This is a genomic window from Rhizobium sp. WYCCWR 11146 (assembly GCF_013591995.1).
GTDB lineage: Bacteria > Pseudomonadota > Alphaproteobacteria > Rhizobiales > Rhizobiaceae > Rhizobium > Rhizobium indicum.
Window position 1 is genome coordinate 192,236 of sequence record NZ_JACCEY010000007.1, and the last position, 24,606, is coordinate 216,841.

The 24,606-nt window shown below is 60.7% G+C and carries 23 protein-coding genes; 16 read left to right on the forward strand and 7 right to left on the reverse strand.

All coding sequences use genetic code 11. The features are described 5' to 3' along the window. Positions 1–2: 2 nt before the first annotated feature. From HX899_RS03950 to HX899_RS03960, 3 genes are read right to left on the reverse strand one after another with little or no spacing between them, the layout of a single operon-like run. Positions 3–1,613 carry a carboxyl transferase domain-containing protein gene (locus HX899_RS03950; RefSeq protein ID WP_181291669.1) on the reverse strand — a complete coding sequence of 537 codons (1,611 nt, stop codon included), beginning with the start codon at positions 1,611–1,613 and terminating at the stop codon, positions 3–5. Continuing rightward, entirely contained in the window at positions 1,610–2,755 is a 1,146-nt protein-coding gene (locus HX899_RS03955; protein WP_138334628.1) for an isovaleryl-CoA dehydrogenase, read from the reverse strand. The genes HX899_RS03950 and HX899_RS03955 overlap by 4 nt, the downstream gene beginning before the upstream one ends. Before the next feature lie 43 nt (positions 2,756–2,798). After that, positions 2,799–3,884, reverse strand: a complete 1,086-nt coding sequence (locus tag HX899_RS03960) for an AraC family transcriptional regulator (RefSeq protein WP_138390281.1) — start codon at positions 3,882–3,884, stop codon at positions 2,799–2,801. A gap of 83 nt (positions 3,885–3,967) precedes the next feature. Between HX899_RS03960 and HX899_RS03965 the strand changes: the two genes are divergently transcribed. The 9 genes from HX899_RS03965 to HX899_RS04005 all read left to right on the forward strand — a co-directional run bounded on the left by HX899_RS03965 (position 3,968) and on the right by HX899_RS04005 (position 12,913). Continuing rightward, positions 3,968–4,735 (forward strand): 3-hydroxyacyl-CoA dehydrogenase, encoded by a 768-nt coding sequence (locus tag HX899_RS03965; RefSeq protein WP_138334630.1) that lies wholly within the window; start codon positions 3,968–3,970, stop codon positions 4,733–4,735. Between the two features lie 23 nt (positions 4,736–4,758). Beyond that, positions 4,759–5,946 carry an acetyl-CoA C-acyltransferase gene (locus HX899_RS03970; RefSeq protein ID WP_181291670.1) on the forward strand — a complete coding sequence of 396 codons (1,188 nt, stop codon included), beginning with the start codon at positions 4,759–4,761 and terminating at the stop codon, positions 5,944–5,946. A gap of 13 nt (positions 5,947–5,959) precedes the next feature. Then, entirely contained in the window at positions 5,960–7,087 is a 1,128-nt protein-coding gene (locus tag HX899_RS03975; protein ID WP_138334632.1) for an acyl-CoA dehydrogenase family protein, read from the forward strand. 63 nt (positions 7,088–7,150) lie between these two features. Then, positions 7,151–8,383 carry a 3-methyl-2-oxobutanoate dehydrogenase (2-methylpropanoyl-transferring) subunit alpha gene (locus tag HX899_RS03980; protein WP_138334633.1) on the forward strand — a complete coding sequence of 411 codons (1,233 nt, stop codon included), beginning with the start codon at positions 7,151–7,153 and terminating at the stop codon, positions 8,381–8,383. Between the two features lies 1 nt (position 8,384). Continuing rightward, positions 8,385–9,398 carry an alpha-ketoacid dehydrogenase subunit beta gene (locus HX899_RS03985; protein ID WP_017958371.1) on the forward strand — a complete coding sequence of 338 codons (1,014 nt, stop codon included), beginning with the start codon at positions 8,385–8,387 and terminating at the stop codon, positions 9,396–9,398. 3 nt (positions 9,399–9,401) lie between these two features. Beyond that, the gene (locus HX899_RS03990) at positions 9,402–10,631 is read left to right on the forward strand and encodes a dihydrolipoamide acetyltransferase family protein (protein ID WP_181291671.1); all 1,230 of its coding nucleotides are present in this window, start codon (positions 9,402–9,404) and stop codon (positions 10,629–10,631) included. Positions 10,632–10,634: 3 nt separating this feature from the next. Then, positions 10,635–12,032: a dihydrolipoyl dehydrogenase gene (gene lpdA, locus HX899_RS03995; protein ID WP_181291672.1), complete on the forward strand. Its 1,398-nt coding sequence runs from the start codon at positions 10,635–10,637 to the stop codon at positions 12,030–12,032. A gap of 46 nt (positions 12,033–12,078) precedes the next feature. Further along, positions 12,079–12,294, forward strand: coding sequence for a hypothetical protein (locus HX899_RS04000; RefSeq protein WP_138390289.1), 216 nt, complete (start codon positions 12,079–12,081; stop codon positions 12,292–12,294). A 370-nt stretch (positions 12,295–12,664) separates the two neighbouring features. Continuing rightward, positions 12,665–12,913, forward strand: a complete 249-nt coding sequence (locus HX899_RS04005; protein WP_173883718.1) for a hypothetical protein — start codon at positions 12,665–12,667, stop codon at positions 12,911–12,913. Between the two features lie 86 nt (positions 12,914–12,999). Here the strand turns inward: HX899_RS04005 and rsgA are convergent, their stop codons facing one another. From rsgA to HX899_RS34950, 4 genes are all read right to left on the reverse strand, one after another. Beyond that, positions 13,000–14,052: a ribosome small subunit-dependent GTPase A gene (gene rsgA, locus HX899_RS04010; protein WP_181291673.1), complete on the reverse strand. Its 1,053-nt coding sequence runs from the start codon at positions 14,050–14,052 to the stop codon at positions 13,000–13,002. Between the two features lie 35 nt (positions 14,053–14,087). Further along, positions 14,088–14,264 carry a hypothetical protein gene (locus HX899_RS04015; protein WP_018071841.1) on the reverse strand — a complete coding sequence of 59 codons (177 nt, stop codon included), beginning with the start codon at positions 14,262–14,264 and terminating at the stop codon, positions 14,088–14,090. A gap of 465 nt (positions 14,265–14,729) precedes the next feature. Then, positions 14,730–15,914: an MFS transporter gene (locus HX899_RS04020; protein ID WP_173883720.1), complete on the reverse strand. Its 1,185-nt coding sequence runs from the start codon at positions 15,912–15,914 to the stop codon at positions 14,730–14,732. Positions 15,915–15,973: 59 nt separating this feature from the next. Next, positions 15,974–16,246 carry a hypothetical protein gene (locus tag HX899_RS34950; protein ID WP_348647896.1) on the reverse strand — a complete coding sequence of 91 codons (273 nt, stop codon included), beginning with the start codon at positions 16,244–16,246 and terminating at the stop codon, positions 15,974–15,976. A gap of 243 nt (positions 16,247–16,489) precedes the next feature. Between HX899_RS34950 and HX899_RS04030 the strand changes: the two genes are divergently transcribed. From HX899_RS04030 to HX899_RS04060, 7 genes are all read left to right on the forward strand, one after another. Next, complete coding sequence (locus HX899_RS04030) at positions 16,490–17,521, forward strand: substrate-binding domain-containing protein (RefSeq protein ID WP_138390076.1); 1,032 nt, start codon at positions 16,490–16,492, stop codon at positions 17,519–17,521. A 357-nt stretch (positions 17,522–17,878) separates the two neighbouring features. Continuing rightward, complete coding sequence (locus tag HX899_RS04035; protein WP_181291674.1) at positions 17,879–19,213, forward strand: extracellular solute-binding protein; 1,335 nt, start codon at positions 17,879–17,881, stop codon at positions 19,211–19,213. Next, positions 19,155–20,219 carry a carbohydrate ABC transporter permease gene (locus HX899_RS04040; RefSeq protein WP_210273692.1) on the forward strand — a complete coding sequence of 355 codons (1,065 nt, stop codon included), beginning with the start codon at positions 19,155–19,157 and terminating at the stop codon, positions 20,217–20,219. Before HX899_RS04035 ends, HX899_RS04040 begins: the two co-directional genes overlap by 59 nt. A gap of 37 nt (positions 20,220–20,256) precedes the next feature. Beyond that, the gene (locus HX899_RS04045) at positions 20,257–21,072 is read left to right on the forward strand and encodes a carbohydrate ABC transporter permease (protein WP_181291676.1); all 816 of its coding nucleotides are present in this window, start codon (positions 20,257–20,259) and stop codon (positions 21,070–21,072) included. Between the two features lie 151 nt (positions 21,073–21,223). Beyond that, the gene (locus tag HX899_RS04050; RefSeq protein WP_210273693.1) at positions 21,224–22,141 is read left to right on the forward strand and encodes a zinc-binding dehydrogenase; all 918 of its coding nucleotides are present in this window, start codon (positions 21,224–21,226) and stop codon (positions 22,139–22,141) included. Positions 22,142–22,216: 75 nt separating this feature from the next. Further along, the gene (locus HX899_RS04055; RefSeq protein WP_181291677.1) at positions 22,217–23,089 is read left to right on the forward strand and encodes a sugar phosphate isomerase/epimerase; all 873 of its coding nucleotides are present in this window, start codon (positions 22,217–22,219) and stop codon (positions 23,087–23,089) included. Positions 23,090–23,602: 513 nt separating this feature from the next. After that, complete coding sequence (locus HX899_RS04060; RefSeq protein WP_181291678.1) at positions 23,603–24,484, forward strand: alpha/beta hydrolase; 882 nt, start codon at positions 23,603–23,605, stop codon at positions 24,482–24,484. The last annotated feature ends 122 nt before the right edge of the window (positions 24,485–24,606 follow it).

Here is a 24,606-nt window from a genome sequence, read left to right on the forward strand (position 1 = left end):
CCTCACATCCGGAACAGGCCGAAGTGCGGCCCTTTGGGGATCGGCGCATTCAGGCAGGCGGAGAAGGCAAGGCCCAGCACATCCCGGGTCTGGCGCGGATCGATAATGCCGTCGTCCCAGAGGCGGGCGGTGGCATAATAGGGATTGCCCTCGGCCTCGTAGCCGGCGCGGATCGGCGCCTTGAAGGCTTCCTCCTGTTCAATAGGCCAATTCTCACCGCGCGCCTCCATGGAGTCTCGGCGGATGGTGGCAAGCACCGAGGCCGCCTGTTCGCCGCCCATCACACTGATGCGGCTGTTCGGCCAGGTGAAGAGGAAGCGCGGGCGATAGGCGCGGCCGCACATGCCGTAATTGCCGGCGCCGAAGCTGCCGCCGATGATGACCGTGACCTTCGGCACGGTGGCGGTCGCAACCGCCGTCACCAGCTTTGCCCCATCCTTTGCGATGCCGCCGGCCTCATAACGGCCGCCGACCATGAAGCCGGAGATGTTTTGCAGGAAAAGCAAAGGCACGCGGCGCTGGCAGGCAAGCTCGATGAAATGCGCGCCCTTCAGCGCGCTTTCGGAAAACAGCACGCCGTTATTGGCGATGACGGCGACGGGCATGCCCCAGATGCGGGCGAAGCCGCAGACCAGCGTGGTGCCGTAGAGCGGCTTGAACTCATGCAGTTCCGAGCCATCGACGATCCGGCCGATGACCTCCCGCACATCATAGGGCGAGCGCACATCCTCCGGGATGAGGCCGCAGAGATCCTCGGCATCGAGTTTCGGCGGTCGCGGCGGCTGGAGGTCGATATCGACCGATTTCACGCTGTTGAGGGTGGCTGCGATATCGCGAACGAGCAGCAGTGCATGTTCATCATTCTCGGCGACATGATCGACGACGCCGGAGCGGCGGCCATGGGTCTCGGCGCCGCCGAGCTCTTCGGCCGAGATGATCTCGCCGGTCGCGGCTTTGACCAGCGGCGGGCCGGCCAGGAAGATCGTGCCCTGATTGCGCACGATGACCGTTTCGTCGGACATGGCGGGCACATAGGCGCCGCCTGCAGTGCAGCTTCCCATGACGCAGGCGATCTGCGGAATGCCTTCGGCCGACATCTGGGCCTGGTTGTAGAAGATTGCGCCGAAATGGTCGCGGTCGGGAAAAACTTCGGCCTGATGCGGAAGATTGGCGCCGCCGCTATCGACCAGGTAGAGGCAGGGCAGCCGGTTCTGCATGGCGATCTCCTGCGCCCGCAGATGTTTCTTCACTGTCATCGGGAAATAGGCGCCGCCCTTCACCGTCGCGTCATTGGCGACGATCATCACCTCGCGGCCGGAAACGCGGCCGACGCCGGCGATGATACCGGCGCCGGGCGCCTCGTCATCATACATGCCGTTGGCCGCAAGCGTGCCGATCTCCAGGAACGGGCTGCCGGCATCGATGAGCAACTGGATGCGATCGCGCGGCAAGAGCTTGCCCTTGCCGGTATGGCGCTCGCGCGCTGTCTGCGATCCACCCTCGCGCGCTTTCGCCGAACGGTCGTGGAGCTCGTCGATAAGCGCCTTGTTCTTGCTGGCACTGGCCTTGAAGCTGTCGCTGTCGCGGTCGATCGCAGTCGAAATCACCGTCATGATGCGATGAGCTCCCGGCCGATGAGGTAACGGCGGATCTCATTGGTGCCGGCGCCGATATCGTAAAGCTTGGCGTCGCGCAAAAAGCGTTCGACCGGCCATTCCTTGGTATAGCCGGCGCCGCCGAGCGCTTGGATCGCCTCCAGCGAGACCTTCACGGCATTTTCGCTGGCAAAGAGGATCGCAGCAGCTGCATCCGTGCGCGTCGCGCGGCCGGCATCGCAGGCGCGGGCGACGGAATAGACATAGGCGCGCGCCGAATTCAGCGCGACATACATGTCGGCGATCTTGCCCTGCATCAGCTGGAAATCGCCGATCGCTTTGCCGAACTGTTTGCGATCGCGCACATAGGGCAGCACGACGTCGAGGCAGGCCTGCATGATGCCGAGCGGTCCGGCGGCAAGCACGGCGCGCTCGTAGTCGAGGCCGGACATCAGGATCTTCACGCCTTCTCCCTCCCGGCCCATCAGCGCCTCGGCCGGCACCGCGCAATCCTCGAAGACCAGTTCGGCCGTGTCGCTGCCGCGCATGCCGAGCTTGGAGAGCTTCTTGGAGACGCTGAAACCGGGCAGGCCCTTTTCGATGATCAAGGCGGAAATGCCTTTCGGGCCGGCTGCGGGATCGGTCTTGGCATAGACAACAAGCACATCGGCATGCGGCGCGTTGGTGATCCAGAACTTGGTGCCGTTCAGAATATAGCGGTCGCCCTTTTTCTCGGCACGCAACCGCATGGAGACGACATCGGAACCGGCGCCGACCTCCGACATGGCGAGCGAGCCGACATGTTCGCCTGAGATCAGCTTCGGCAGATAGCGGCGCTTTTGTTCCGGCGAGGCCCAGCGGCGGATCTGGTTGACGCAGAGATTGGAATGGGCGCCGTAACTGAGCCCCACGGAGGCCGAGGCGCGCGAAACTTCCTCCATGGCGACGACATGATCGAGATAACCGAGACCGGCGCCGCCGAATTCTTCCTCGACGGTGATCCCATGCAGGCCGAGCGCGCCCATCTCAGGCCAGAGCTGGCGTGGAAACGTGTTGCTTTCGTCGATCTCCGCAGCCAGCGGAGCAATATGATCGGCGGCAAACCGCGCCGTCGTTTCACGGATCGCGTCCGCGGTTTCGCCGAGCGAAAAATCAAACATGGCACTCCTCCCGCTGAAATATGTAGCGCGGGTTGCGGCGGGGTCAAAGTGCCCTTGATTGTGATGGCTCATTCAATTGCGAGAGAGCTTCCTCCCGGCGAAAGGCTTCGGGACTCTTATCCATCCATTTCCGGAAGGCCCGGAAGAAGGCGCTCGGCTCGGAATAGCCGAGCTGCACGGCAATCTCACCGATGGTCATCGATGTGTTCAGCAGCAGATCGACGGCGAGGTCGCGGCGAATATCGTCCTTGATGGCGGCATAGCTTTGTCCCTCGTCGTGCAGGCGGTGGCGGAGCGTGGAGGGCGGCATTCGCATATCGGCTGCAAGCTCGGTAAAGCGCGACCAGGCAGCCGGCGTGGCCAGATTCAGGCGCCGGCGGACGGCGGCGGCGATACCGGCATCATAGCGATAGCGCAACAGAATATTGGCGGGCGCGCCGCGCAGGAACTGTTTGAGCGCCTGTTCGCTACGTGCCACCGGCAGGTCGAGCAGGGCGCTGTCGAAGCCGAGCCGGCTGATGGTTTGCGAGAAACGCACTGGCGCGCCGAAGAAGAGCCGATAGTCGGCGCCTTGTTTGGGCTCCGCGCAGCGGAAATCGACGAGCCGGATCGGAATGCGCCGGCCGACCAGCCAGCAGGTGATGCCGTGCAGGATGATCCAATAGGTGCGATAGGCGAAGGCTGAACGCGGGCCGTTGGCATCCGTGAGCTCGACCTCTGCCAGACCGTCGCGGATGACGAGCCGTCCTCTGGGATCGTCGAGCACGACATCAAGGAAGCGCAGCGCCCGGCGCAGGGCGTGACCCAGCGTCGGCGCATGCAGCACAGAGTGGCAGAGCAGCGTGAAGCTGCCGCCGCGCATCGGTCGGCCGCCCATGCCGAAGAATTCGTCGTCGAGTTCGGCGGCGATTACCAGCCAGAGCGCGCCATAGGTCTCGGCCGACACCGGTTGATCGACCAGCGGCGGCAGTCCCACACGCGCAAGAATAGGCTCTGTCGGCTTATCCAGCCGCCGCAGGCTGTCGAGGGCCTCCTCGACAAAGGCCGGTGCAATCATGCGTCGCTCGATTTCCGCCATCGCGCCCTCTTTGTGGCAAAACTGTCCGAAATAATGGAGCAGTTCTGTCATCGCTTGCAATAGGTGGAGGGAATAGAATCGTACCCGTCGGTTGCGCTTGGAGGAGGTCGCGGCCGGCAGGGAGGAACAGGTTCATGTTGGTCCATGGAGCAAGCTTCATCGTAACCGGCGGCGGCTCCGGCCTCGGTGCTGCAACGGTGCGCGCGCTTGTCGAGGCAGGCGGGCGCGTGACGATCGCCGATCTCAATGCCGAAGCGGGCGAACATATCGCCCGGGAGTTCGGGAGCGATGTGCAGTTCGTCAAGGCCGACGTGGCCGATGAGGAGCAGGGAACAGCAGTGGTTGCCGCTGCCGTCGAAGCCTTCGGCGGCTTGCGCGGATTGGTGAATTGCGCGGGCGTGGCGCCGGCCGAAAAGGTGATCGGCCGCGACGGGCCGCACCGGCTGGAGAGTTTTGCCCGTACGGTGAGCATCAATCTCATCGGCACATTCAACATGATCCGGCTTGCCGCCGCGGCAATCCAGAAGACCGAGCCGGATGCGGAAGGTGAACGCGGCGTGATCGTCAATACGGCCTCGGTTGCCGCCTTTGACGGCCAGATCGGCCAGGCGGCCTATGCCGCTTCCAAGGGTGGGGTGGCGGCAATGACCTTGCCGATCGCCCGCGAGCTTGCACGCCACGGCATTCGCGTCGTCGCGATCGCACCCGGTATTTTCGAGACGCCGATGATGGCTGATATGCCGGCCGAGGTTCAGGCAGCACTCGGCAAGAGCGTGCCCTTTCCACCGCGGCTCGGTCGGCCGGCGGAATTTGCCGGGCTGGTACGCCATATCTTGGAAAACAACATGCTGAACGGCGAGGTCATCCGCCTCGACGGCGCATTGCGGATGGGCGCGCGCTGAGCGCTTCGCCCGAAGGAGGAAAGATGGTTTTGCAGGATCCCATCGTCATCGTGGGTGCAGCGCGCACCCCGATCGGCAGCTTTCAGGGAGAACTGAAGGAGGCGACAGCGCCGGAGCTCGGAGCAACGGCGATCCGCGCGGCACTGCAGCGCAGTGGCGTCGAGGCCGAGGTGATCGAAGAGGTCGTCTTCGGCTGCGTGCTGCCGGCGGGGCAGGGGCAGGCGCCGGCGCGCCAGGCGGCGATCCATGCCGGTCTGCCCTTCGCCACCGCGGCAAGCACCGTCAACAAGATGTGCGGCTCAGGCATGAAGGCCGTCATGATGGCGCATGACCTGATCGCCGCCGGCAGCGCTTCTGTGGCGATTGCAGGTGGCATGGAAAGCATGACGAATGCGCCCTATCTCCTTGACAAGGCCCGCGGCGGCTACAGGCTTGGCCATGGGCGTGTCGTGGATCACATGTTCCTCGACGGGCTGGAGGATGCTTATGACAAGGGGCGCTTGATGGGCAGCTTCGCGGAGGATTGCGCCGAGGCCTATCAGTTCACACGCGAGGCGCAGGATAATTACGCCATTGCCTCGCTGACGCGGGCGCAGAAGGCGATTGCCGAAGGCTGTTTCGAAAGCGAGATCGTGCCGGTCACGGTAAAATCAGGCAAAGCCGAGCAGGTGGCGAGCCGGGACGAACAGCCCGGCAAGGCGAAGCTCGACAAAATCCCGACGCTGAGGCCCGCCTTCCGTGACGGCGGCACGGTGACGGCTGCCAATTCCAGCTCGATTTCCGATGGCGCGGCAGCCCTGGTGCTGATGCGCCGCTCCGAGGCGGAGCATCGCGGCCTCAAGCCGCTTGCCACCATCCTTGGCCATGCCACGCATTCGCAGGCGCCCAATCTTTTCGCCACCGCACCGATCGGTGCGTTGCAGAAACTATCCGATCGCACCGGTCTGCCGCTTTCTGAGATTGATCTTTTCGAAATCAATGAGGCTTTCGCTGTCGTCGCCATGGCGGCGATGCGCGATCTCAATCTGCCGCATGAAAAGGTCAATGTGCATGGTGGCGCCTGCGCGCTCGGCCATCCGATCGGCGCTTCGGGGGCTCGCATCCTGGTGACGCTGCTTGCCGCACTGGAACGATACGACCTGAAGCGCGGCATGGCGGCGCTCTGCATCGGCGGCGGCGAAGCGACCGCCGTCGCCATCGAACGGCAATAGGAGGAGAGAACAGATGATCCTTTCCGACCTCCAGCAGCAAATCTCAGATCTCGCCCGCGACTTTGCCCGCGACCGGCTGGCACCGGGGGCGGCCAAACGCGACCGGGAGCATCTCTTCCCACGCGAGGAACTGAAGGAGATGGGCGAACTTGGGCTGCTCGGCATGCTGGTGCCGGAAACCTATGGCGGCTCGGATACCGGTGTGGTCGCCTATGCCGCCGCACTGGAGGAAATTGCCGCGGGCGACGGACCGTGTTCGACGATCATGAGCGTGCATAGTTCCGTCGGCTGTGCGCCGATCCTGAAATTCGGTACCGAGGAGCAGCGGCAGCGCTTCCTGCCGAAACTTGCCAGCGGCGAATGGATTGGCGGCTTTGCGCTGACCGAGCCGCAGGCCGGTTCCGATGCCTCGAACCTGAAGACCCGGGCGCGGCGTAACAGTGACCACTACGTGCTCGACGGCGCCAAACAGTTCATCACCTCGGGAAAGAACGGCAATGTCATCATCGTCTTCGCCGTCACCGATCCCGACGCCGGCAAGAAGGGCATCACCGCCTTCATCGTGCCGACGAATACGCCGGGCTACGAGGTGATCCGCGTCGAGGAAAAGCTCGGACTGCATTCCACCGATACCTGCCAGATCGCCTTCAACAACATGCGCATTCCCGCGGATTTGAGGCTGGGTGCGGAAGGCGAAGGCTACCGTATCGCGCTCGCCAATCTTGAGGGCGGACGGATCGGCATTGCCGCGCAGGCGGTCGGCATGGCGCGGGCGGCCTTCGAGGCGGCGCGTGACTACGCCCGCGAGCGTACGGCCTTCGGCAAGCCGATTTTCGAACATCAGGCCGTTGCCTTCCGCCTTGCCGATATGGCGGTGCGGATCGAGGCGGCGCGGCAGCTCGTCTTTCACGCGGCTTCCCTCAGGGAGGCGGAGCTTCCCTGCCTGTCGGAAGCCTCGATGGCGAAGCTCTTTGCCTCCGAGATGGCCGAGCGTGTCTGCTCAGACGCGATCCAGATCCATGGGGGTTATGGCTACATGGCCGATTATCCGGTCGAGCGCATCTACCGCGATGTGCGCATCTGCCAGATCTATGAGGGAACGAGCGACGTGCAGCGCATGGTGATCGCCCGCAATCTCTAATCGCCACATCCGGCCCTGCTTCCGGGAGGGGAGCACGGCTGGCACAGGGAGGAAAGAAAAAACATGGTGGATTCCGCTCGTTTGAGCCTGCACGTCCCCGAACCCGCCGTCCGCCCGGGCGGCCAGCCTGATTTTTCCAATGTCAAGATTGCCAAGGCCGGCTCGGTGCCGCGGCCGGAGGTGGATGTCGCGTCGGAAGACATCCGCGATCTCGCCTATTCGATCATCCGTGTTTTGAACCGCGACGGCGAGGCGGTCGGCCCCTGGGCAGGCTCGCTTTCTGACGAGGAATTGCTGACCGGGCTTCGCAACATGATGAAGTTGCGGGCCTTCGACGCCCGCATGCTGATGGCGCAGCGGCAGGGCAAGACCTCCTTCTACATGCAGCATCTCGGCGAGGAAGCCGTCAGCTGCGCCTTCCGCAAGGCGCTCGAGAAGGGAGACATGAATTTCCCGACCTATCGCCAGGCGGGCCTTTTGATTGCCGACGACTATCCGATGGTCGAGATGATGAACCAGATCTACTCGAACGAGAGCGATCCCCTGCGCGGCCGGCAATTGCCGATCATGTATTCCTCCAAGGAACACGGTTTCTTCACCATCTCGGGCAATCTCGCCACCCAATATGTGCAGGCTGTCGGCTGGGCGATGGCCTCGGCGATCAAGAATGACAGCCGCATTGCCGCGGCCTGGATCGGTGACGGATCGACGGCGGAATCGGATTTCCACTCGGCGCTCGTTTTTGCCTCGACCTACAAGGCGCCGGTCATTCTCAACATCGTCAACAATCAGTGGGCGATCTCCACTTTTCAGGGCATCGCCCGCGGCGGCTCCGGCACCTTCGCGGCGAGGGGCCTTGGCTTCGGTATTCCGGCGCTGCGTGTCGACGGAAACGACTATCTCGCCGTCCATGCCGTCGCCCGCTGGGCGGCCGAGCGCGCGCGGCGCAATCTCGGCCCGACGCTGATCGAATATGTGACCTATCGCGTCGGCGCCCATTCGACCTCCGACGATCCGAGCGCCTATCGGCCCAAGACGGAATCGGAGGTCTGGCCGCTCGGCGATCCCGTGCTGCGGCTGAAGAAACATCTGATCGTCAAGGGCGCATGGTCGGAGGAGCGGCATGTGCAGGCCGAAGCCGAAATCATGGACGAGGTGATCGAGGCGCAGCGCCAGGCAGAGGCGCATGGCACGCTGCATGCCGGCGGCAGGCCTTCGGTGCGCGACATTTTCGAGGGCGTCTATGCCGAGATGCCGCCGCATATCCGCCGCCAGCGGCAGAAGGCGGGGTACTGACATGGCCAGGATGACGATGATCGAGGCCGTGCGCAGCGCCATGGACGTGTCGATGGCACGCGACGACAATGTCGTGGTTTTCGGCGAGGACGTCGGTTATTTCGGCGGCGTCTTCCGCTCGACGCAGGGTCTGCAGGCAAAATACGGCAGAACGCGCTGCTTCGATACGCCGATCAGCGAATCCGGCATCGTCGGCACGGCGATCGGCATGGCCGCCTATGGGCTGAAGCCCTGTGTCGAAATCCAGTTCGCCGACTACATGTACCCGGCCTATGATCAGCTGACGCAGGAGGCGGCGCGCATCCGCTACCGTTCCAACGGCGATTTCACCTGCCCGATCGTCGTGCGCATGCCCACAGGTGGCGGCATCTTCGGCGGCCAGACGCACAGCCAGAGTCCAGAGGCGCTTTTTACCCATGTCTGCGGCCTGAAAGTGATCGTTCCTTCCAATCCCTATGACGCCAAGGGCCTGCTGATCGCGGCGATCGAGGATCCTGATCCCGTCATGTTCCTGGAGCCGAAGCGGCTCTATAACGGTCCCTTCGACGGCCACCACGAGCGGCCGGTGACGCCCTGGTCCAAGCATGATCTCGGCGAGGTGCCCGATGGCCACTACACCATCCCGATCGGCAAGGCCGAAGTGCGGCGCGCAGGATCGGCGGTGACGGTCGTTGCCTACGGCACCATGGTGCATGTGGCGCTTGCTGCGGCCGAGGATGCCGGCATCGATGCCGAGGTGATTGATCTCAGAAGCCTGCTGCCGCTCGATCTCGATACGATCGTCAAATCGGTCTCGAAGACGGGACGCTGCGTCGTCGTGCATGAGGCAACCCTGACATCCGGCTTCGGCGCCGAAGTCGCGGCGCTGGTGCAGGAGCATTGCTTCTATCATCTCGAAGCGCCGGTCGTGCGTGTCGCGGGCTGGGACACGCCCTATCCGCATGCGCAGGAGTGGGACTATTTCCCCGGTCCCGGCCGTGTCGGGCGGGCGCTTGCCGAAGTCATGGAGGCCTGAGCCATGGGCGAATTCATCATCAAGATGCCCGATGTCGGGGAAGGGGTCGCCGAGGCCGAGATCGTAGAATGGCACGTGAAGACGGGAGATCCCGTCCGCGAGGACATGGTGATCGCCGCCGTCATGACCGACAAGGCCACCGTGGAAATTCCGTCTCCCGTCAGTGGCACCGTCACCTGGCTTGCCGGCGAGGTCGGAGACCGCATCGCGGTCAAGGCCCCGCTGGTACGGATCGAGACGGCGGGAGATGTCGGCGAGCCTCAGTCCGTTGGGATTTCGCAGACGCCGATTGCCGAAACGCTCACGGCCGAGATTGCAAAACCTGCTCCGGCAACGCCAACTCCTGCGCCGGCGCCGGCGGAAAAGCCGCTTGCCGCTCCCTCGGTGCGGCTCTTCGCCAGGGAAAGCGGTGTCGATCTCAGGCAGGTGCAGGCGACCGGACCGGCCGGGCGTATCCTGCGCGAGGATATCGAGCAATTCCTGACCCCTGGAACCGCTCCCGCGGCGGTCAAGAACGGTTTTGCCAAGAAGACAGCGACCGAGGTGATCAAGCTGACCGGCCTGCGCCGCCGCATCGCCGAGAAGATGGTGCTTTCCGCCTCGCGCATCCCCCACATCACCTATGTGGAGGAAGTGGATATGACGGCGCTCGAGGAGTTGCGCGCCACGATGAACGGCGATCGCAGGCCGGATCATCCGAAGCTGACGGTTCTCCCCTTCCTGATGCGGGCGCTGGTCAAGGCCATTTCCGAGCAGCCTGAGGTCAACGCCACTTTCGACGACGATGCCGGCATCATCACGCGCTATAGTGCCGTGCATATCGGCATCGCCACGCAGACGCCGGCCGGTCTGACCGTGCCGGTGGTGCGGCACGCGGAAGCACGCGGCATCTGGGATTGCGCCGCCGAGATGAACCGGCTGGCGGAAGCGGCGCGATCAGGTACTGCGACACGCGATGAGCTTTCCGGCTCGACCATCACCATCAGCTCGCTCGGCGCGCTCGGTGGCATCGTCTCGACACCCATCATCAATCATCCCGAGGTGGCGATCATCGGCGTCAACAAGATCGCCACGCGGCCGGCCTGGGACGGCGCGCAGTTCGTGCCGCGCAAGATGATGAACCTCTCCTCCAGTTTCGATCACCGCATCATCGACGGCTGGGATGCGGCGACCTTCGTCCAGCGCATCCGCACGCTCCTCGAAACACCGGCGCTCATTTTCATCGAAGGCTGATCCATGAAAGAGATTGTCTGCAAGCTCCTCGTCATCGGCGCCGGTCCGGCCGGTTATGTCTGCGCCATCCGCGCCGGACAGCTCGGCATCGATACCGTCATCGTCGAGGCCGGCAAGCCGGGCGGCACCTGCCTGACGGTCGGCTGCATTCCCTCCAAGGCGCTGATCCATGCAGCCGAGGAATTCGACGCGACGCAAAAGATGCTTGCCGGCAAAAACCCGATGGGCATCCGCGTCGAAGGCGCCTCGATCGATCTCGGCAGAACGATTGCCTGGAAAGACGGCATCGTCGGCCGGCTGACCAGCGGCGTTTCGGGTCTGTTGCAGAAGGCGCGCGTCAAGATCGTCCACGGGCGAGCCCACTTCCGCGACGGCAAGACGGTGGAGGTGGAGACGGAAACCGGCCAGCAGATCATCCGCGCCGAGACCGTGGTGATCGCCACCGGTTCCGACCCGGTGGAGCTTGCCAATCTGCCTTTCGGCGGCCGGGTCATTTCCTCGACGGAGGCGCTGTCGCTGACGGAGCTGCCGAAAAAACTCGTCGTGGTCGGCGGCGGTTATATCGGGCTGGAGCTCGGGACCGCCTTTGCCAAAATGGGATCTGAGGTGACGGTCGTCGAGGCGACGCCGCAGGTGCTGCCGCTCTATGATGCCGAACTGGTGCGGCCCGTCATGCGCAAGCTGACTGAAGGCGGCATCCGGGTGTTGACCGGCGCCAAGGCGATCGGCCTTGCCGACAATGGCGAGGCATTGATCGTCGAAACGTCGGATGGCCGGCAGCAGACCCTGGCGGCGGACCGTATCCTCGTCACCGTCGGCCGCCGCCCGAGGACGGCAGGATCCGGTCTTGAAGAGCTCGATCTCGATCGTGCCGGTCCTTATCTGAGGATCGACGATCGTTGCCGCACCTCGATGCGCGGCATCTATGCAATCGGCGACGTGACCGGCGAGCCGATGCTGGCCCATCGGGCCATGGCCCAAGGCGAGATGGTGGCGGAAATCATCGCCGGGAAGAAGCGGGCCTGGGACAAACGATGCATTCCCGCCATCTGCTTCACCGATCCGGAGATCGTTAGCGCCGGGCTGTCGCCGGCCGAGGCGAAGGCGCAAGGCTATGAAATCCGCACCGGCCAGTTTCCGTTCAGCGCCAACGGACGGGCAATGACGATGCTGTCCGAAGAAGGCTTCGTGCGCGTCGTGGCCCGCGCCGATACCAATCTCGTGCTCGGCCTGCAGGCGGTGGGAGCCGGGGTCTCCGAGCTCTCGGCGGCTTTTGCTTTGGCCATCGAGATGGGTGCGCGCCTGGAAGACATCGCCGGCACCATCCATGCGCATCCGACCCGCAGCGAAGCGGTGATGGAGGCGGCGCTGAAAGCTCTGGGAAGCGCCCTGCATATCTGAGCCGAAGCCTGAGACCGTGGCCATCCGAAAGGTGAGGCGCTCCGGGATGATTGCAGCGCGTCTCTTTCCGGCTTCCTTGCCGGCGCAGCAAGGAAGTCTGTGTGGCAATGGCGAGTTGCCATCAGCGGCGGATATCGATGGCTTGGCTTGGCATTTTCTCGGCGTTTTGCAGGCTGCAATGAACCTGCCACAGGCAGGCGCGAGCGGCCTCGTGCTGCGGCGCGTCATCGACCTCGGGATGTCGGCATGGCCGCTGAAATAGCAGATGTGGGGAATGCACGGGAGCGAGCTTCGTGACAGATCATAGCGGTTTCAGGAAGCAGGCTTCTGGGAATCTGCGTCTTGATAACCATCATGAGAAATTGGCTCGTTTCACCTCTCAATTTACTGGGTGGGCCAAGAGTTCTTATCCCATCAAGAGCGCTAAACGGGCGGCCCGGCCTCGGCTGAGTCGAGCGATTGACAACGATCGCTTCGAGTCTTTCTCGCAACACCTAAGCGGGAACTGTGATCTTGGACGGATTTGGCTGGATTAGAGCGATTCAGTTGCGGTATCCGTAGGACTGCGAAGCGATTTGCGCGAGCGGGACAGCTAGAGACAGCACGTCCGCATCTCCTAAAGCAGGACCTTGATGAACGCGGATATGATAGCCGCCTGGGCGGTGGAAAATGGATTCCATGCGATGGATTCCGGGAATTATCGTCGCCATGACAATGCAGGCGTGATCACGATCGAGATAAAGAGGATGTCATTCCTCCTCATCGATGAGAGGCAAGGATTGCGACCGCGCCTCATATCGCGGTTGTTCAAAGACATATCCCTCACAAGCGGGAGCGATCGCTTGCAGGGTCTTCTTCTTGACCGCAATCCCACTCATTGAGCGCTGACGCTGTCACCACAGGCCAGCCAATCAGGTGGCGGATTGTGGCTGACGCCGATCAGCAGCGTCGCAAACGTTCAACACTTTCAATATTTCTTCTTGCGAACGATCTTGTTGCCGCGGGGTCCGCTCACGACCGGTGTTCGGTCGCGGTTTTCTGCAAGCAGGTTCCGCCAGCGTTCCAGGCGATCGGCGAGCAGGGCGCCGCTTGCGACGGCGGCCTGAACCGCGCATCCCGGTTCATGGGCATGGGTGCAATCGCGAAAGCGGCAAAGCGGCGCCAGTTCAGTTATTTCAGCAAAGAGGGTGTCTATACCGTCGGCAACATCACTCACGTAAAGCGTTCTTATTCCCGGCGTATCGATGACCCAGCCACCGCCTGAAATTGCATGCAGGGATCGCGCCGTGGTGGTGTGTCGGCCCTGCGCGTCGTATTCGCGGATGGTGCCCGTCTTTTGCTTTATGTCAGATTCTGGCCCAGTCATGGTGTTCACCAGTGTTGATTTTCCGACACCAGAAGACCCCACCAACGCAACCGTTTGGCCAACGCCGCACCAGGGCCTCAACAGGGAAACGGCGTCCGCGGAGCGCCCATTCAAGGCAACGACAGGCAGGTCACGCTGCAAAGCCTCGGCTTGCGCCTGGAACATGCCGGCATCTTCCGCGGTGTCGGCCTTCGTCAGTACAATCACCGGATTGCTCCCGGCCTGGTTGGCCATGATCAGGTAACGTTCCAGCCGAGCAAGATTAAAATCGGCATTGCACGAGGTCACGATCAACAGGGTGTCGACGTTGGCGGCAACAAGTTGTTGGCCACGTCCGCCTTCCGGGCGTCGTTGAAAGACGCTTTTTCGGTCGAGACGTCTGATAAGCATGTCAGTCAGTGGATCGGCAAGAACCCAGTCGCCCACCGCGTAGTCACCAGTACTGGTATTGGCTGGAAATTCCAGTCCGACCGGCCCGGTGACATCGATCGCCTCGATGCGTGCCCGGTGAACTGAAGCGATGCGTCTGGGGATCACGCCCGCTTCGCTGGGCTGGACCTGGTCCGCGAAGAATTCAGACCACCCAAGCAGTTCCAGCGGTGAAGAAAGTTGGGAGCTGGTCAAATCTTGTTCCACTTTCAGTAAGGCTGCCATAAGGGGTTTTTGAATGATCTTCCGCGGCGTTTCGCCTAGCTGCGTGGATGATCCCGTTTTGGCAACGAGGTTGCGTAAGCAGCAGCTTCGCCGGGGTAGGGGAAATCGTCCCCGAGCTGACGGTCGCCATCGTAGACTTTGAAGCTAGGCCCCTCAACTTCAACGATCTTATAGCCATTCACGTATTCGATCTTCGGTGTTTTCCAGCCCATCAAAAGCTCTCCATTCCGGTCCGAGGGTTGTCTCTGACATGGTGCCAAGACCTCATACACAGCGGTCTATGACCTATCAGGTGCTTCACGATTAGCCAACGCCGGTTCGATCCCGTTCAAGACCACCGTTCGTCTGCAAATTCGGCGAAGAGTCATCGCCAGGCTGGTTTATAGGTGATCAATGGGGCACAATGGTGAGGGCGATCGCCTGACCGACGTGGTCGAGCCCGCCGGCTCAGATAGCTTTGCCGTCAACAAACTCGACGGCAAGCAAGTGGCCTCGCGCCTGCGACCGCAATTCCCTCGACCAGACGCGCGACTGACCTTCAATCTCGCAAGGCGATCTACTTCGACCTGCAGTGCCAGCCGTATTGCTTAGGGAGAGCACCGAGCAGGCCGTTAATACGTGCTCGTTCGGAGTTTCGCCGAACCAATCGCGCGGCCAAAAACCGGCAGCACAATCCGTTACCCGTTGACGCTCCGAGCAGTCGCAGCGCTACCGCCGCCGGCAGCCCGGAGCGTAGCAAGCGCCTTGGCCGAGAAGAGCGCGTAAATGATCAGCGGAAGACAGACGAGATAGGATGTCCGGATGCCAGCATGTTCGGCAATGAAACCGAGCAGCGGCGGCGCCAGGAAGAAGACGACAAAGCTCATCTGGCCGAGGGCGGCGACGTTGAGATACGCCGCGCGATCTGTGCGTTGGGCCGCCGCCGAAACGGCGAGAGGATAGACCGCGCTGCAGCCGGCGCCCATCAAGGCAAAGCCCGCCAGCGCGACATAGGGATGCGGCGCCCCCGACACGGCGCAGATGCCGATCGCCGAAAGAACAAGCAACATCGTGGCGACGGCCCGCGCGCCAAACCGATCGACCAGCGGATCGACGAACAGGCGCGCCAGCGCCATGCAGAAGGTAAAGAGCGTCAATCCCAATCCGCCAATGAAGGGCTCGACCGAAAACACATCGCGCATATAGATCGCCGACCAGTCGATCCCGGCACCTTCGACGAGAAAGGCCGCGATGCCGATCACGCAGAGCGGCATTAGGCCCCAGGTGGGAAGCGCTACCAGCGGTGCCTTGCCTTCATGCAACGCGATCCGCGCCGGCGCATTCCGCATGCCGGAAATCGCCCAGATGCCGATGACAAGAACCGTGACAAAGGTGGCGGCGAGATGGAGTTCCATCGAAATGCCCGCTTGGCGGACGACCGATGAGACAAGCGCCGTGACGAAGAAGCCGAGGCTCCAGAAACCATGCGCCCTGTTCATCACGCCGCGTCCTAGCTGCGCTTCGATGCGGTCGATCTCAACATTGAGATTGATCTCCAGCGCCCCGGCGAGCAGCCCCTCAACGAAGAGCACACAGAACACGACCGGCGCCGCACCGATCCACGGCACCAGCGACAGCAGCGCAGACGTGCCGAGAACAGTAATGAATGCCGTCGTACGCGCGCCGAGCCGGGCGATCAAGGGCGAAGATAAAGTCAACGAAATCAAGGCGCCGATTGCAGCCCCTATCAGCGTTAACCCAAGCTCGGACTTATTGACGCCAAGCGCAACCTGCAAATCCGGCATCCTCGACAGCAGCGCCCCCAGCGACACAGCGAAGAGAAAGAAGCAGGCATAGATCCGCTGCTGCGGCGCGATTTTCATGATGCAACTCCGGGGATTGACGCGTCGAAGCAGAGCACGCGCGTATGGACCTGTGATGTCTATCTCACAGGGCCCAAGATCGAAACTTGTTTCTGAGGGAAAGTGATCTTGGGAACCGGCGCGATTTGCCTAGCGCGGTGACGTGCGCGTGCCGTTTGATCGAGCTTGCCGCCGTGAACGGCGTCTGCATCATATCCTTTGTCCGCAAGCATCTTTCGCGGACGGGTGACGGGAATAGCAAGAAGTTGAGGGACTGCCTTGTAATCAGAAACCTCGCCACCTGTTCGGATGAAGCCAAGAGGGCGACCTTGACCGTCTGCGCGGGCATGGATTTTTGTCGTAAAGCCGCCGCGTGATCAACCAACAGCCTCCTTATCAGTCCCCTTTTGCGCCAGCAGCCTGAGAATGGCCCGGTATGAGCGTGCTATCGATCACGTGCTGCCAGTCGTCGGTTAAGCCAAGCTCCACAAGTGTCTCAGCACGGCAACGGTAGCGGAGCTAATTCTTGATTGGACAGCCAGCTCCGATTACGAGTCCGATGACGACTTGCAATAAAAAGGTAGCGATGTCACCGAATGAACCAGCAAAAGCCTAGAGCAACGCTACGAACCGTTGCCCAGCACCTCGGCATTTCCGTTACCACCGTGAGCCGAGCGCTCAAAGACGGGCCTGAAGTGAATCAGGAGACGATCGATCGCGTCAAGCGCGCGGCTGACAAGCTCGGGTATAGACCCAACACAGGTGGGGTCAATCTTCGCACAGGGCGCTCCCAATCGATCGCAATGGTGCTTTCATTCGAACGACAGGAGCAGCTTAATATCGTGACGGCGTCACTGCTCGTTGGCATCTCCACGGCCATGAAAGCGAGAGGCTATCGCACCGGTATCGTTCCTCATCTGCAACACGACGATCCGCTTGACATCGTCCGCAATCTGGCCCGCGAGGGTTCGGTTGATGGAGTGATCATCACGCATACGCGTCCCCAGGATGAGCGGGTAAAATATTTGCTCGAGATCGGGATGCCCTTTGTCACGTTTGGCCGGACCGAACTCCTGAGCGCCCACCCGTATGTCGACCTCGACCACGAGCAGATCGGCGCCGACGCGGCAAGATTACTGCTAGACAACGGACATCCGAACCCCTTGCTTTTCGCGCCGTCGAGCCAATTCAGCTACAGCCTGCAATTCGTGAAAGGCTGGACGAAGACCTTCAACGCCCGCAACCTGACCGTGCCCGATGAATTGATCCATTTTTCGGCGACGACGCCGCAGAGCGGCGTCGATATGGCGCGGGAGGTATTGCTCCGTCATCCAGAGTCGACAGGCGCCTTTGTCGCGTCTGACGAGGCAGGGCTTGGATTCATCACCGCCATGCAGCAGGCGGGCCGGCAGATCGGTAAGGATTTCGGCCTTATCACGTACGGCGGCGCGAGGTTACATGACTTTCTGAGCCCGCCGACGAGTGCATTCTATTACCCGCATGCTGGCATTGCAGACCTGCTTTCCGAAATGCTGGCCCGCGCGATCGATGGCGAAGATTACGCGCAACTACGCCGCGTGGTCCCTGGCGAATTTGTTGATCACGGCAGCCATATCCTCAATCCCTGATCTTCCGTAACGTTATGGATGGAGCTTTCATGGTCGAACATGAAATGGCTCCAAACAAAGCCTTTTCGGTTGACAAACAACTGATGATCGCTATTCGTAACGTTACGGATAACGTCGAGCCACTTCGACGCTAGCCGAAAATGGCCAAAAGGTCGGCGGCAATTGTCTTGAGGAGAACGTGCCGCCTGCTACCGGTGTCTGAGCCGTGGGAATTGGTGCCGCAGTGTTGCTGGACGCAGCGGAGCATCGAACAAAATTTATGAATTGGGATCCCGCAGCGAGCCGATACGGCCTCGTTTCGGGAAGGAGAAATCGACTGCCGTGCGGGATCACCCGTCGGCTTGAGAGGAGGACCTTATGAACTACACAATGAACAATTTGGCCCGCAGCGCATCGTCGCTACTGCTTGCTACGGCAATAAGCCTTGCTACCACTGCGATCGCCCATGCGGACGTAACCTTGACGGCGATGTTCCCCTTCACCAAGGTGGACCCGGATTACGCTCGGCTTCAGGAAACCTATGAACGGTTTCACGCTGCAAATCCTGACATCACGATCAATTTCGACTATCTCGATCACGATGCATATCATAACAAGATGCAGGCCCTTGCGATCTCGGGTAACTTGCCTGACATTCTCACGCTTTGGCCCGGAAAGCGCACCGGCTACCTCACGGGCCGCGGCTACGCCAAGGATCTTCGCGACCTGATCAAGCGCGATGGCGTTGACAAGCTCTTGCGCCCTGTGTCTACCCAGGCACAGGCGGCCACGGGCGAAGTTTACGAGATCGGCGTACCCTTCGTAAACTTTACCAATGTGGTCTACGTGAACCGCAGGCTGTTGAACGAGGTCAAGCTCGACTATCCGAAGACGCTCGGCGAAATGATCGGGCAATCGAAGGCCATCCGCGCTGCGGGATATCGTCCGGCCGTCTTCGGCGATCAATCGAGTTGGGTGCTGCAGTCCTGCCTGCTGTCGGTCATGGTCGGTCGCATGGGCACACCTGAATGGTTTGCCAATGTCCTTAAAGGCACCGATGGTGCGGCCTTCACGGATGCGCCTTTCGTTGGCGCGCTCAAGAAAATTCGCGAAATGGTCGACGCCGGTTTCATTGATCCCAGTGAGCCGTCTACGACACGCGAACAGGCGCTCTCTGCGTTCGTGAGCGGACGCAGCGTCTACTTTATCGGCGGCATTTGGGAGGTCGTGAACCTCACTTCGGCCTTGCCGCCCGAAATGAAGACGGACGTCGAAATCCGTTCGCTTCCAGAAATCGAAGGCGCGGCGCTGGCCAATTCCGACTCTTCCTCCGGTCAGCCCTCTACAGGATTCGGCATGTCGGCCAAACTCGACGACGAGAAGAGTGAAGCGGCATGGAAGTGGGTCAAGTTCAATCTCGATCCATCGAATAAGGATATTGATGTCAAATACGGGATGCTGCCGATCTACGCGCAAGACGTGGGTGTCGGCGACATGCTGAGCGATCCGTTGGCGAAGAAGAGTTACGCCTTTTCGTCGTCCATCGTCCATGTGCTACCGGTTCTTGATGATCGCCTGGACGCCGAAGGGGTGATGCAGGTCGTCAATGCCGGATTGCAGGAGCTTGTTCTGGGTTCAGTCACGCCAGAGGAACTTGCTGCGAAATACGAAGCTTGGGTCGCTGCGAACGACAGCAACCGAAAGACCAAGTAGTCACCCGAGTGAACTCCCAAGCAGCCGCGGGGAATACTCCCGCCAAGACAATTGGCGGGAGTATTCCACAAAACCTATCCGCATCGATGAGAAAGAGCCTGACGTGGCTTCCGCAGCAAAATCTGATCGCATCAGCTATGCGATACTGACCGCACCGGCCCTGCTCATTTACGGGCTCGTGATCGTCATCCCGGTCGTCTACAGTCTCGTGCTCAGCTTCACTGACTGGGCGGGCGCGGGCATTCCGAACTTCATCGGCTTTACCAATTACGTCGTGATGTTTTCCGATCCCATCTTCTGGTGGGGCCTGCGCAACAACGGCCTTGTCATACTCGTGTCGCTGATCGGCCAGATCCCGCTGGGCTTCTTTCTCGCCTATGTCATTTATCGGCGTCTGGTCAGAGGTGCGGGTTTCTTCGAAGCGGTCATATTTTTTCCGGCGCTGCTTAGCCCCGTGGTGGTGGCTTTGCTGTTCGGGGTCGTCTTCGCCCCGACGGGCCTAGTCTCGCAGATCATCGGCCGTGCGATCAATGACCCAATGTTCTCGCTGACCATATTCAACTCGAAGAACACGGCAATTCTGCCTTATCTGATCGTGCTGCTTTGGATGTATACGGGCATCTATTTCATTATCTTTCTTGCCAACCTCCAGAAGACGAGCCCAGAGATGCTGGAGGCAGCCGTGCTTGACGGCGCAAACGAGTGGCACATCCTGAAGTCCCTTATCCTGCCGCAGCAGGTCCCTGTATTCCTGACCTCAGCGATCTATGCAGTCGCCGGAAGCCTCAAAAGCTTCGAGATCCTCTGGATCATGACAAATGGCGGTCCGAGTTACTACAGCAGCGTACTCGGCCTCTATATGATCCAGAATACCTTCTCATTCTACAAATACGGCTTCGGCAGCGCCATTTCGGTGGTCCTCATCCTGCTCAGCGTATTTCTCATCTTGATACTGTCGGCCATCGCCGCGCGGTTCACGCGCGTCTACGAAGAAGGGACCCACTAGGATGTCGAGGTTCACATCTAGCCAGGCGATGGTTCCTATGCCGTTTCGAGTTGCGGCCTACGCGGCGCTCGGCTTCTTCACCATATTCACGACGTTTCCGCTTATCTGGCTTACCTATACGTCGTTCAAGCCGGAGACGGAGATCGTTTCCAACATGGTGGCCCTGCCGGTCAACTGGACGCTGAATAACTATATTCAGGCCTGGAAATTGGGCGAGTTTTCTCATCTGTTCGTCAATAGTCTGATCTTCTGCGTGATGACGACCGTCATCGTCGTCTTGTTCTCTGTTTCGGCAGCATTCGCCTTTACCAAGATTCCTTCCAAGCTGACCCCGATCATATTCTCGTTTATCGTCATGGGGCTTCTGGTGACGATCTCGTCGTCGATCGTACCGCTATTTATCGCCGAAAATTTCCTTGGACTTACCAACACACATCTCGGGATCATCATTCCCTACGTCGCCTTCAACATCTCGTTTGCCGTCTATCTAGCGGCGGCGTTCGTCCGTTCGATTCCGAATGAGTTGATCGAGGCTGCCAAGATGGATGGCGCCGGCTATCTCAGAATTTACACGGCGATCGTGCTGCCGATGGCGCGACCGATCATCACGACGATCGCCATTTTTACGTTCCATGCCTGCTGGGTGGAATATGTACTCGTCTACATGCTGTCTTCGGACGCAACGATCCGCACCGTGCAGGTCGGGTTGAGTCTCCTCAAGGGGCAGCTCTCATTCAATTTCGGCTTTCTTTTTGCGGCGGTCGTGATCTCCAGCCTGCCGCTGCTCGTCCTCTACCTTCTGTTCAGAAAACACCTTCAGGCCGGGTTCTCCATGGGCGCGGTCAAGGGCTAGGCCCAGCCCGTGTCGTCACTAATTTTCAAAAGCGGGAGTAACGAACATTCTTTGTGTAGAAATCCTTGGACCGCGTCAGGCGCAGGTCTCCCAACGGCCGGATCCGCAAGCGTCCGGCGACATCGTCAAGATCCAGATCCTGGTCGCGCCCATGTGCACGGAATGGCAATCCTGGCGTTCTGGCAAGCTTTCGTGTGAGCTCGGTCATGAGGCGGTCGGCGTTGTTGTCGATGCCGCACAATCAAAGCGCCTGAAGGTCGGCGACCGCGTCATCGTCATGCCGCATGCCGGTTGTGGCGTCTGCCCGGCTTGCCGCTCGGGGGAACATATCCACTGCACCTCGCAGCGCGATCTTTTGGACGAGACGGGTTCATCGTCCGGCATCGGCTGTTACGCCGAATTTTTGTTGAAGCCGGATTACCTGCTGCAACCTGTCCCTGACGACATTGAGACGCATCACGCCGCAATGGCGATTTGTGCCCTCGGTCCGAGCTTCACGGCGATGCACCGCATGCAGGTAAGCCCACAGGATACCATGCTGATTTCCGGCTGCGGCGCCGTCGGTCTTGGGGCGATCATCAATGCGCGAACAATTGGCGCGCGCGTCATCGCGCTCGAATTGAACCCATATCGCGCTGCGCTGGCACAGGAGTTGGGAGCAGAGCTGGTCATCGACCCCCGTGCGCCGGACCTTATCGAGCAGGTGCGGGCCGCAAGCGGCGGTTATGGTGTGGACGCCGCCCTTGACACCAGTAACAATGAGGGCGCTCCAGCGGTTGTCCTGGAGTTGCTGCGGGCGCGGGGAAGGCTGGCCTTCGTCACCTGGAGCGGTTCGCTACCGGTCAACCGCATCACCGGCAAGGGTATCGACATCTTCGGCGCTTGGCACTGGAACCATGACGTCTTCGCCGAAGAGTTGTTGCAGCGCGTGCGCGATGCCAGGCCGCTTCTCGACAGATTGACCACGCATCGCTTCGCCATGTCGGAGGTCGCGTCTGCCTTTGCTCTTCAGGAAACCGGCAATTGCGGAAAAGTGCTGCTCTATCCGGGCAAAACTGCTCAGGCTTGAGGGCCTCAGAGACAAGATGCGGCCGGGGACGCGGTGGCCGCCGCCCGCCAACAGAATCAATTTGGGAGACTATTCATGACGTTCAGACTCGGTGGCTATGGGATCGAATACGGGGGTGATCCCGAAGCTTATGCACGCGCACATGTCGAATTCGGGTACAACGCGGCCTACATGCCGAACATCAAGCTCGAGAACCGCCAAGAAATCGCCGATCTGGTGAAAAGCTTCGCTGCCGCCGATCTCGTTTTTGCTGAAGGAGGGGCCTGGAAAAACCTCATTGCCCATGATGACGTGACGCGGAAAGCCAATCTCGAACATGCCGTGCATCAACTGGCTCTGGCGGACGAGCTGGGAGCAGGCGCCATCGTCGCCTACCACGGAACCGTCGGTCATCCAGCCGACCCGTGGCAGCTGAGCGACAATTACGACTATGGCCCGCATCCAGACAATCAAAGCGAGGCTGGATTCCAACGTGCGGTCGATACAGCCCGCTATATCATCGATATGGTAAAGCCCAAGCGCACTAAGTTCTCGTTGGAGATGGTGCCGTGGCTGGTGACCGATACGCCGGAAAACTATCTCAAATTGCTAAAGGCGATAGATCGGCCGCAGTTCGGAGCCCATATCGACGCGGCAAATATGATCATCTCGCCGCGGCTCTATTTCAATACAGGAAAGATGATCCAAGATTGTTTCGCCCTTCTCGGACCCTGGATCGTTTCGTGCCACGCGAAGGATCTGGTGATGAAAGGCGGACCTGGAACGATCTCTTTCCATTTGGATGAAGTCGTGCCTGGCGAAGGGAATCTCGACTACACGGCTTATGTCACCGAGATTGCAAAACTCGGGCGCGAAGTTCCGCTCATGCTCGAGCACTTCGATGTGCCCGGCTATCGGCGCGGCCTTGCACACATCAGGAGGGTCGCACGCAGCGCAGGGGTTGTTTAGAGGCCGTCACGGCGGCGCAAGCAATCGTAACAAAGCGCTGTTCTAAGCGGATCAGCAGCCGGGAAGGCCAAGCGGCAGAGAAGCCACGGCAAAGCCTATGTATGCCGATACCCAACATGTGACACCCGCCAGTGGTTCGCAGCCGGTCCACTGGGATAACGACGCCAGCGACTGCATCGTGCCCGCTTGCGGAAGGTTGCAAACTCGGGGAAATTGCGAAACAGACGTCGGCTTAGCGGTGTTCGGAGATGATTGAAATTGAGGCCCCCTTTGAATTCATCTGTGGGATCGAAATGCGGGTCGCTAGCTCCGGGTCTTCAAATCATGCCGGAACGAGGTTAGATCAGCCTCTGCAAACGTTTTTCGAACCGTGACTGCCATGATGCGCTTTCGTGGAAGCCGGGATATCAGCAAAGAGTTGCACCGACCTTGGAAAGCTTCGAAACCTGCTGGTGAACAGCACCGCCATCAATTTCCCTTCCCCTATCGTCTCAACCATCAGAAAATTTTCTCATGACCAATCCTATCAGCGTCTATTCGATGCCCGGAACGTGTTTTTTCGATCTGGCTCCTGCTGTGGGCGGCGAGCCCTATCGCATATTCCTTTCCATTCCGGCGGAGAAACCGCCGGCGGGTGGATGGCCGCTTCTCATCATGACCGACGGCAACGCCACTATCCCTTTCGCGGTCGCCAGCTTGGTCACGCAGGCACCTTATCCGACGGGGACGAATGTCAGTTGGGGGGTGATTGCGGCGATCGGCTACCCCTCCGACGAGCCCTATGATCCGCTCCGCCGGTCTTGGGACCTGGGGCCTCCGCCGGTCAAATCCTATCCGCCCTTCGTTGAGGGCGGTCCGCCGGTGGTGATCGGAGGGACCGGCAAGCTGGTGGATTTCATCGAGAACGAGCTTATACCGCGGATTGCGGAGATGGTGATCCTGGATCCGATGCGCCGATCGCTTTTCGGACATTCCTTCGGCGGCCTCTTTACTCTCTATGCCCTGTTCGAGCGTCCAGGTCTGTTTGCCAATTGGATTGCGGCCAGCCCAACCATTTATTGGGAGAACAGTGAAATCCTCAAGAATGAGGCGCAGCGTCAAGACGCACCGGGGAATGCACCTTTCCTGCATTTGTCCGCCGGAGAATACGAAGGCGATGAGCTGGCACCCTTCCAGTACCGGAACGAGGATGCCACTGCACGCCTGGAGAAGAGGAAGACGGAACGGACCGTCCTCCTGGCGCGGGAGATGGCGGAGCGATTAAACGGCACTGCCGACGGATTGCGTACCGAATTTGAGCTTTATGCCGGTGAGACCCACATGTCCGTTCTTGCGGCGGCCGTCAATCGCGCGGTGAGCATTGCGTTCGCCGTCCAGGATTTGACCGACAGGTGACGCTCTCTGCAGGTACGATCCGGCGGTTAGACGATCGTATTTGAAACGAACATCCTCGTGGCGTGCACTCGTAACGTCAATGCCCACATGGGGCGTTCAGGATTACATCGTCTCTCCGTGTT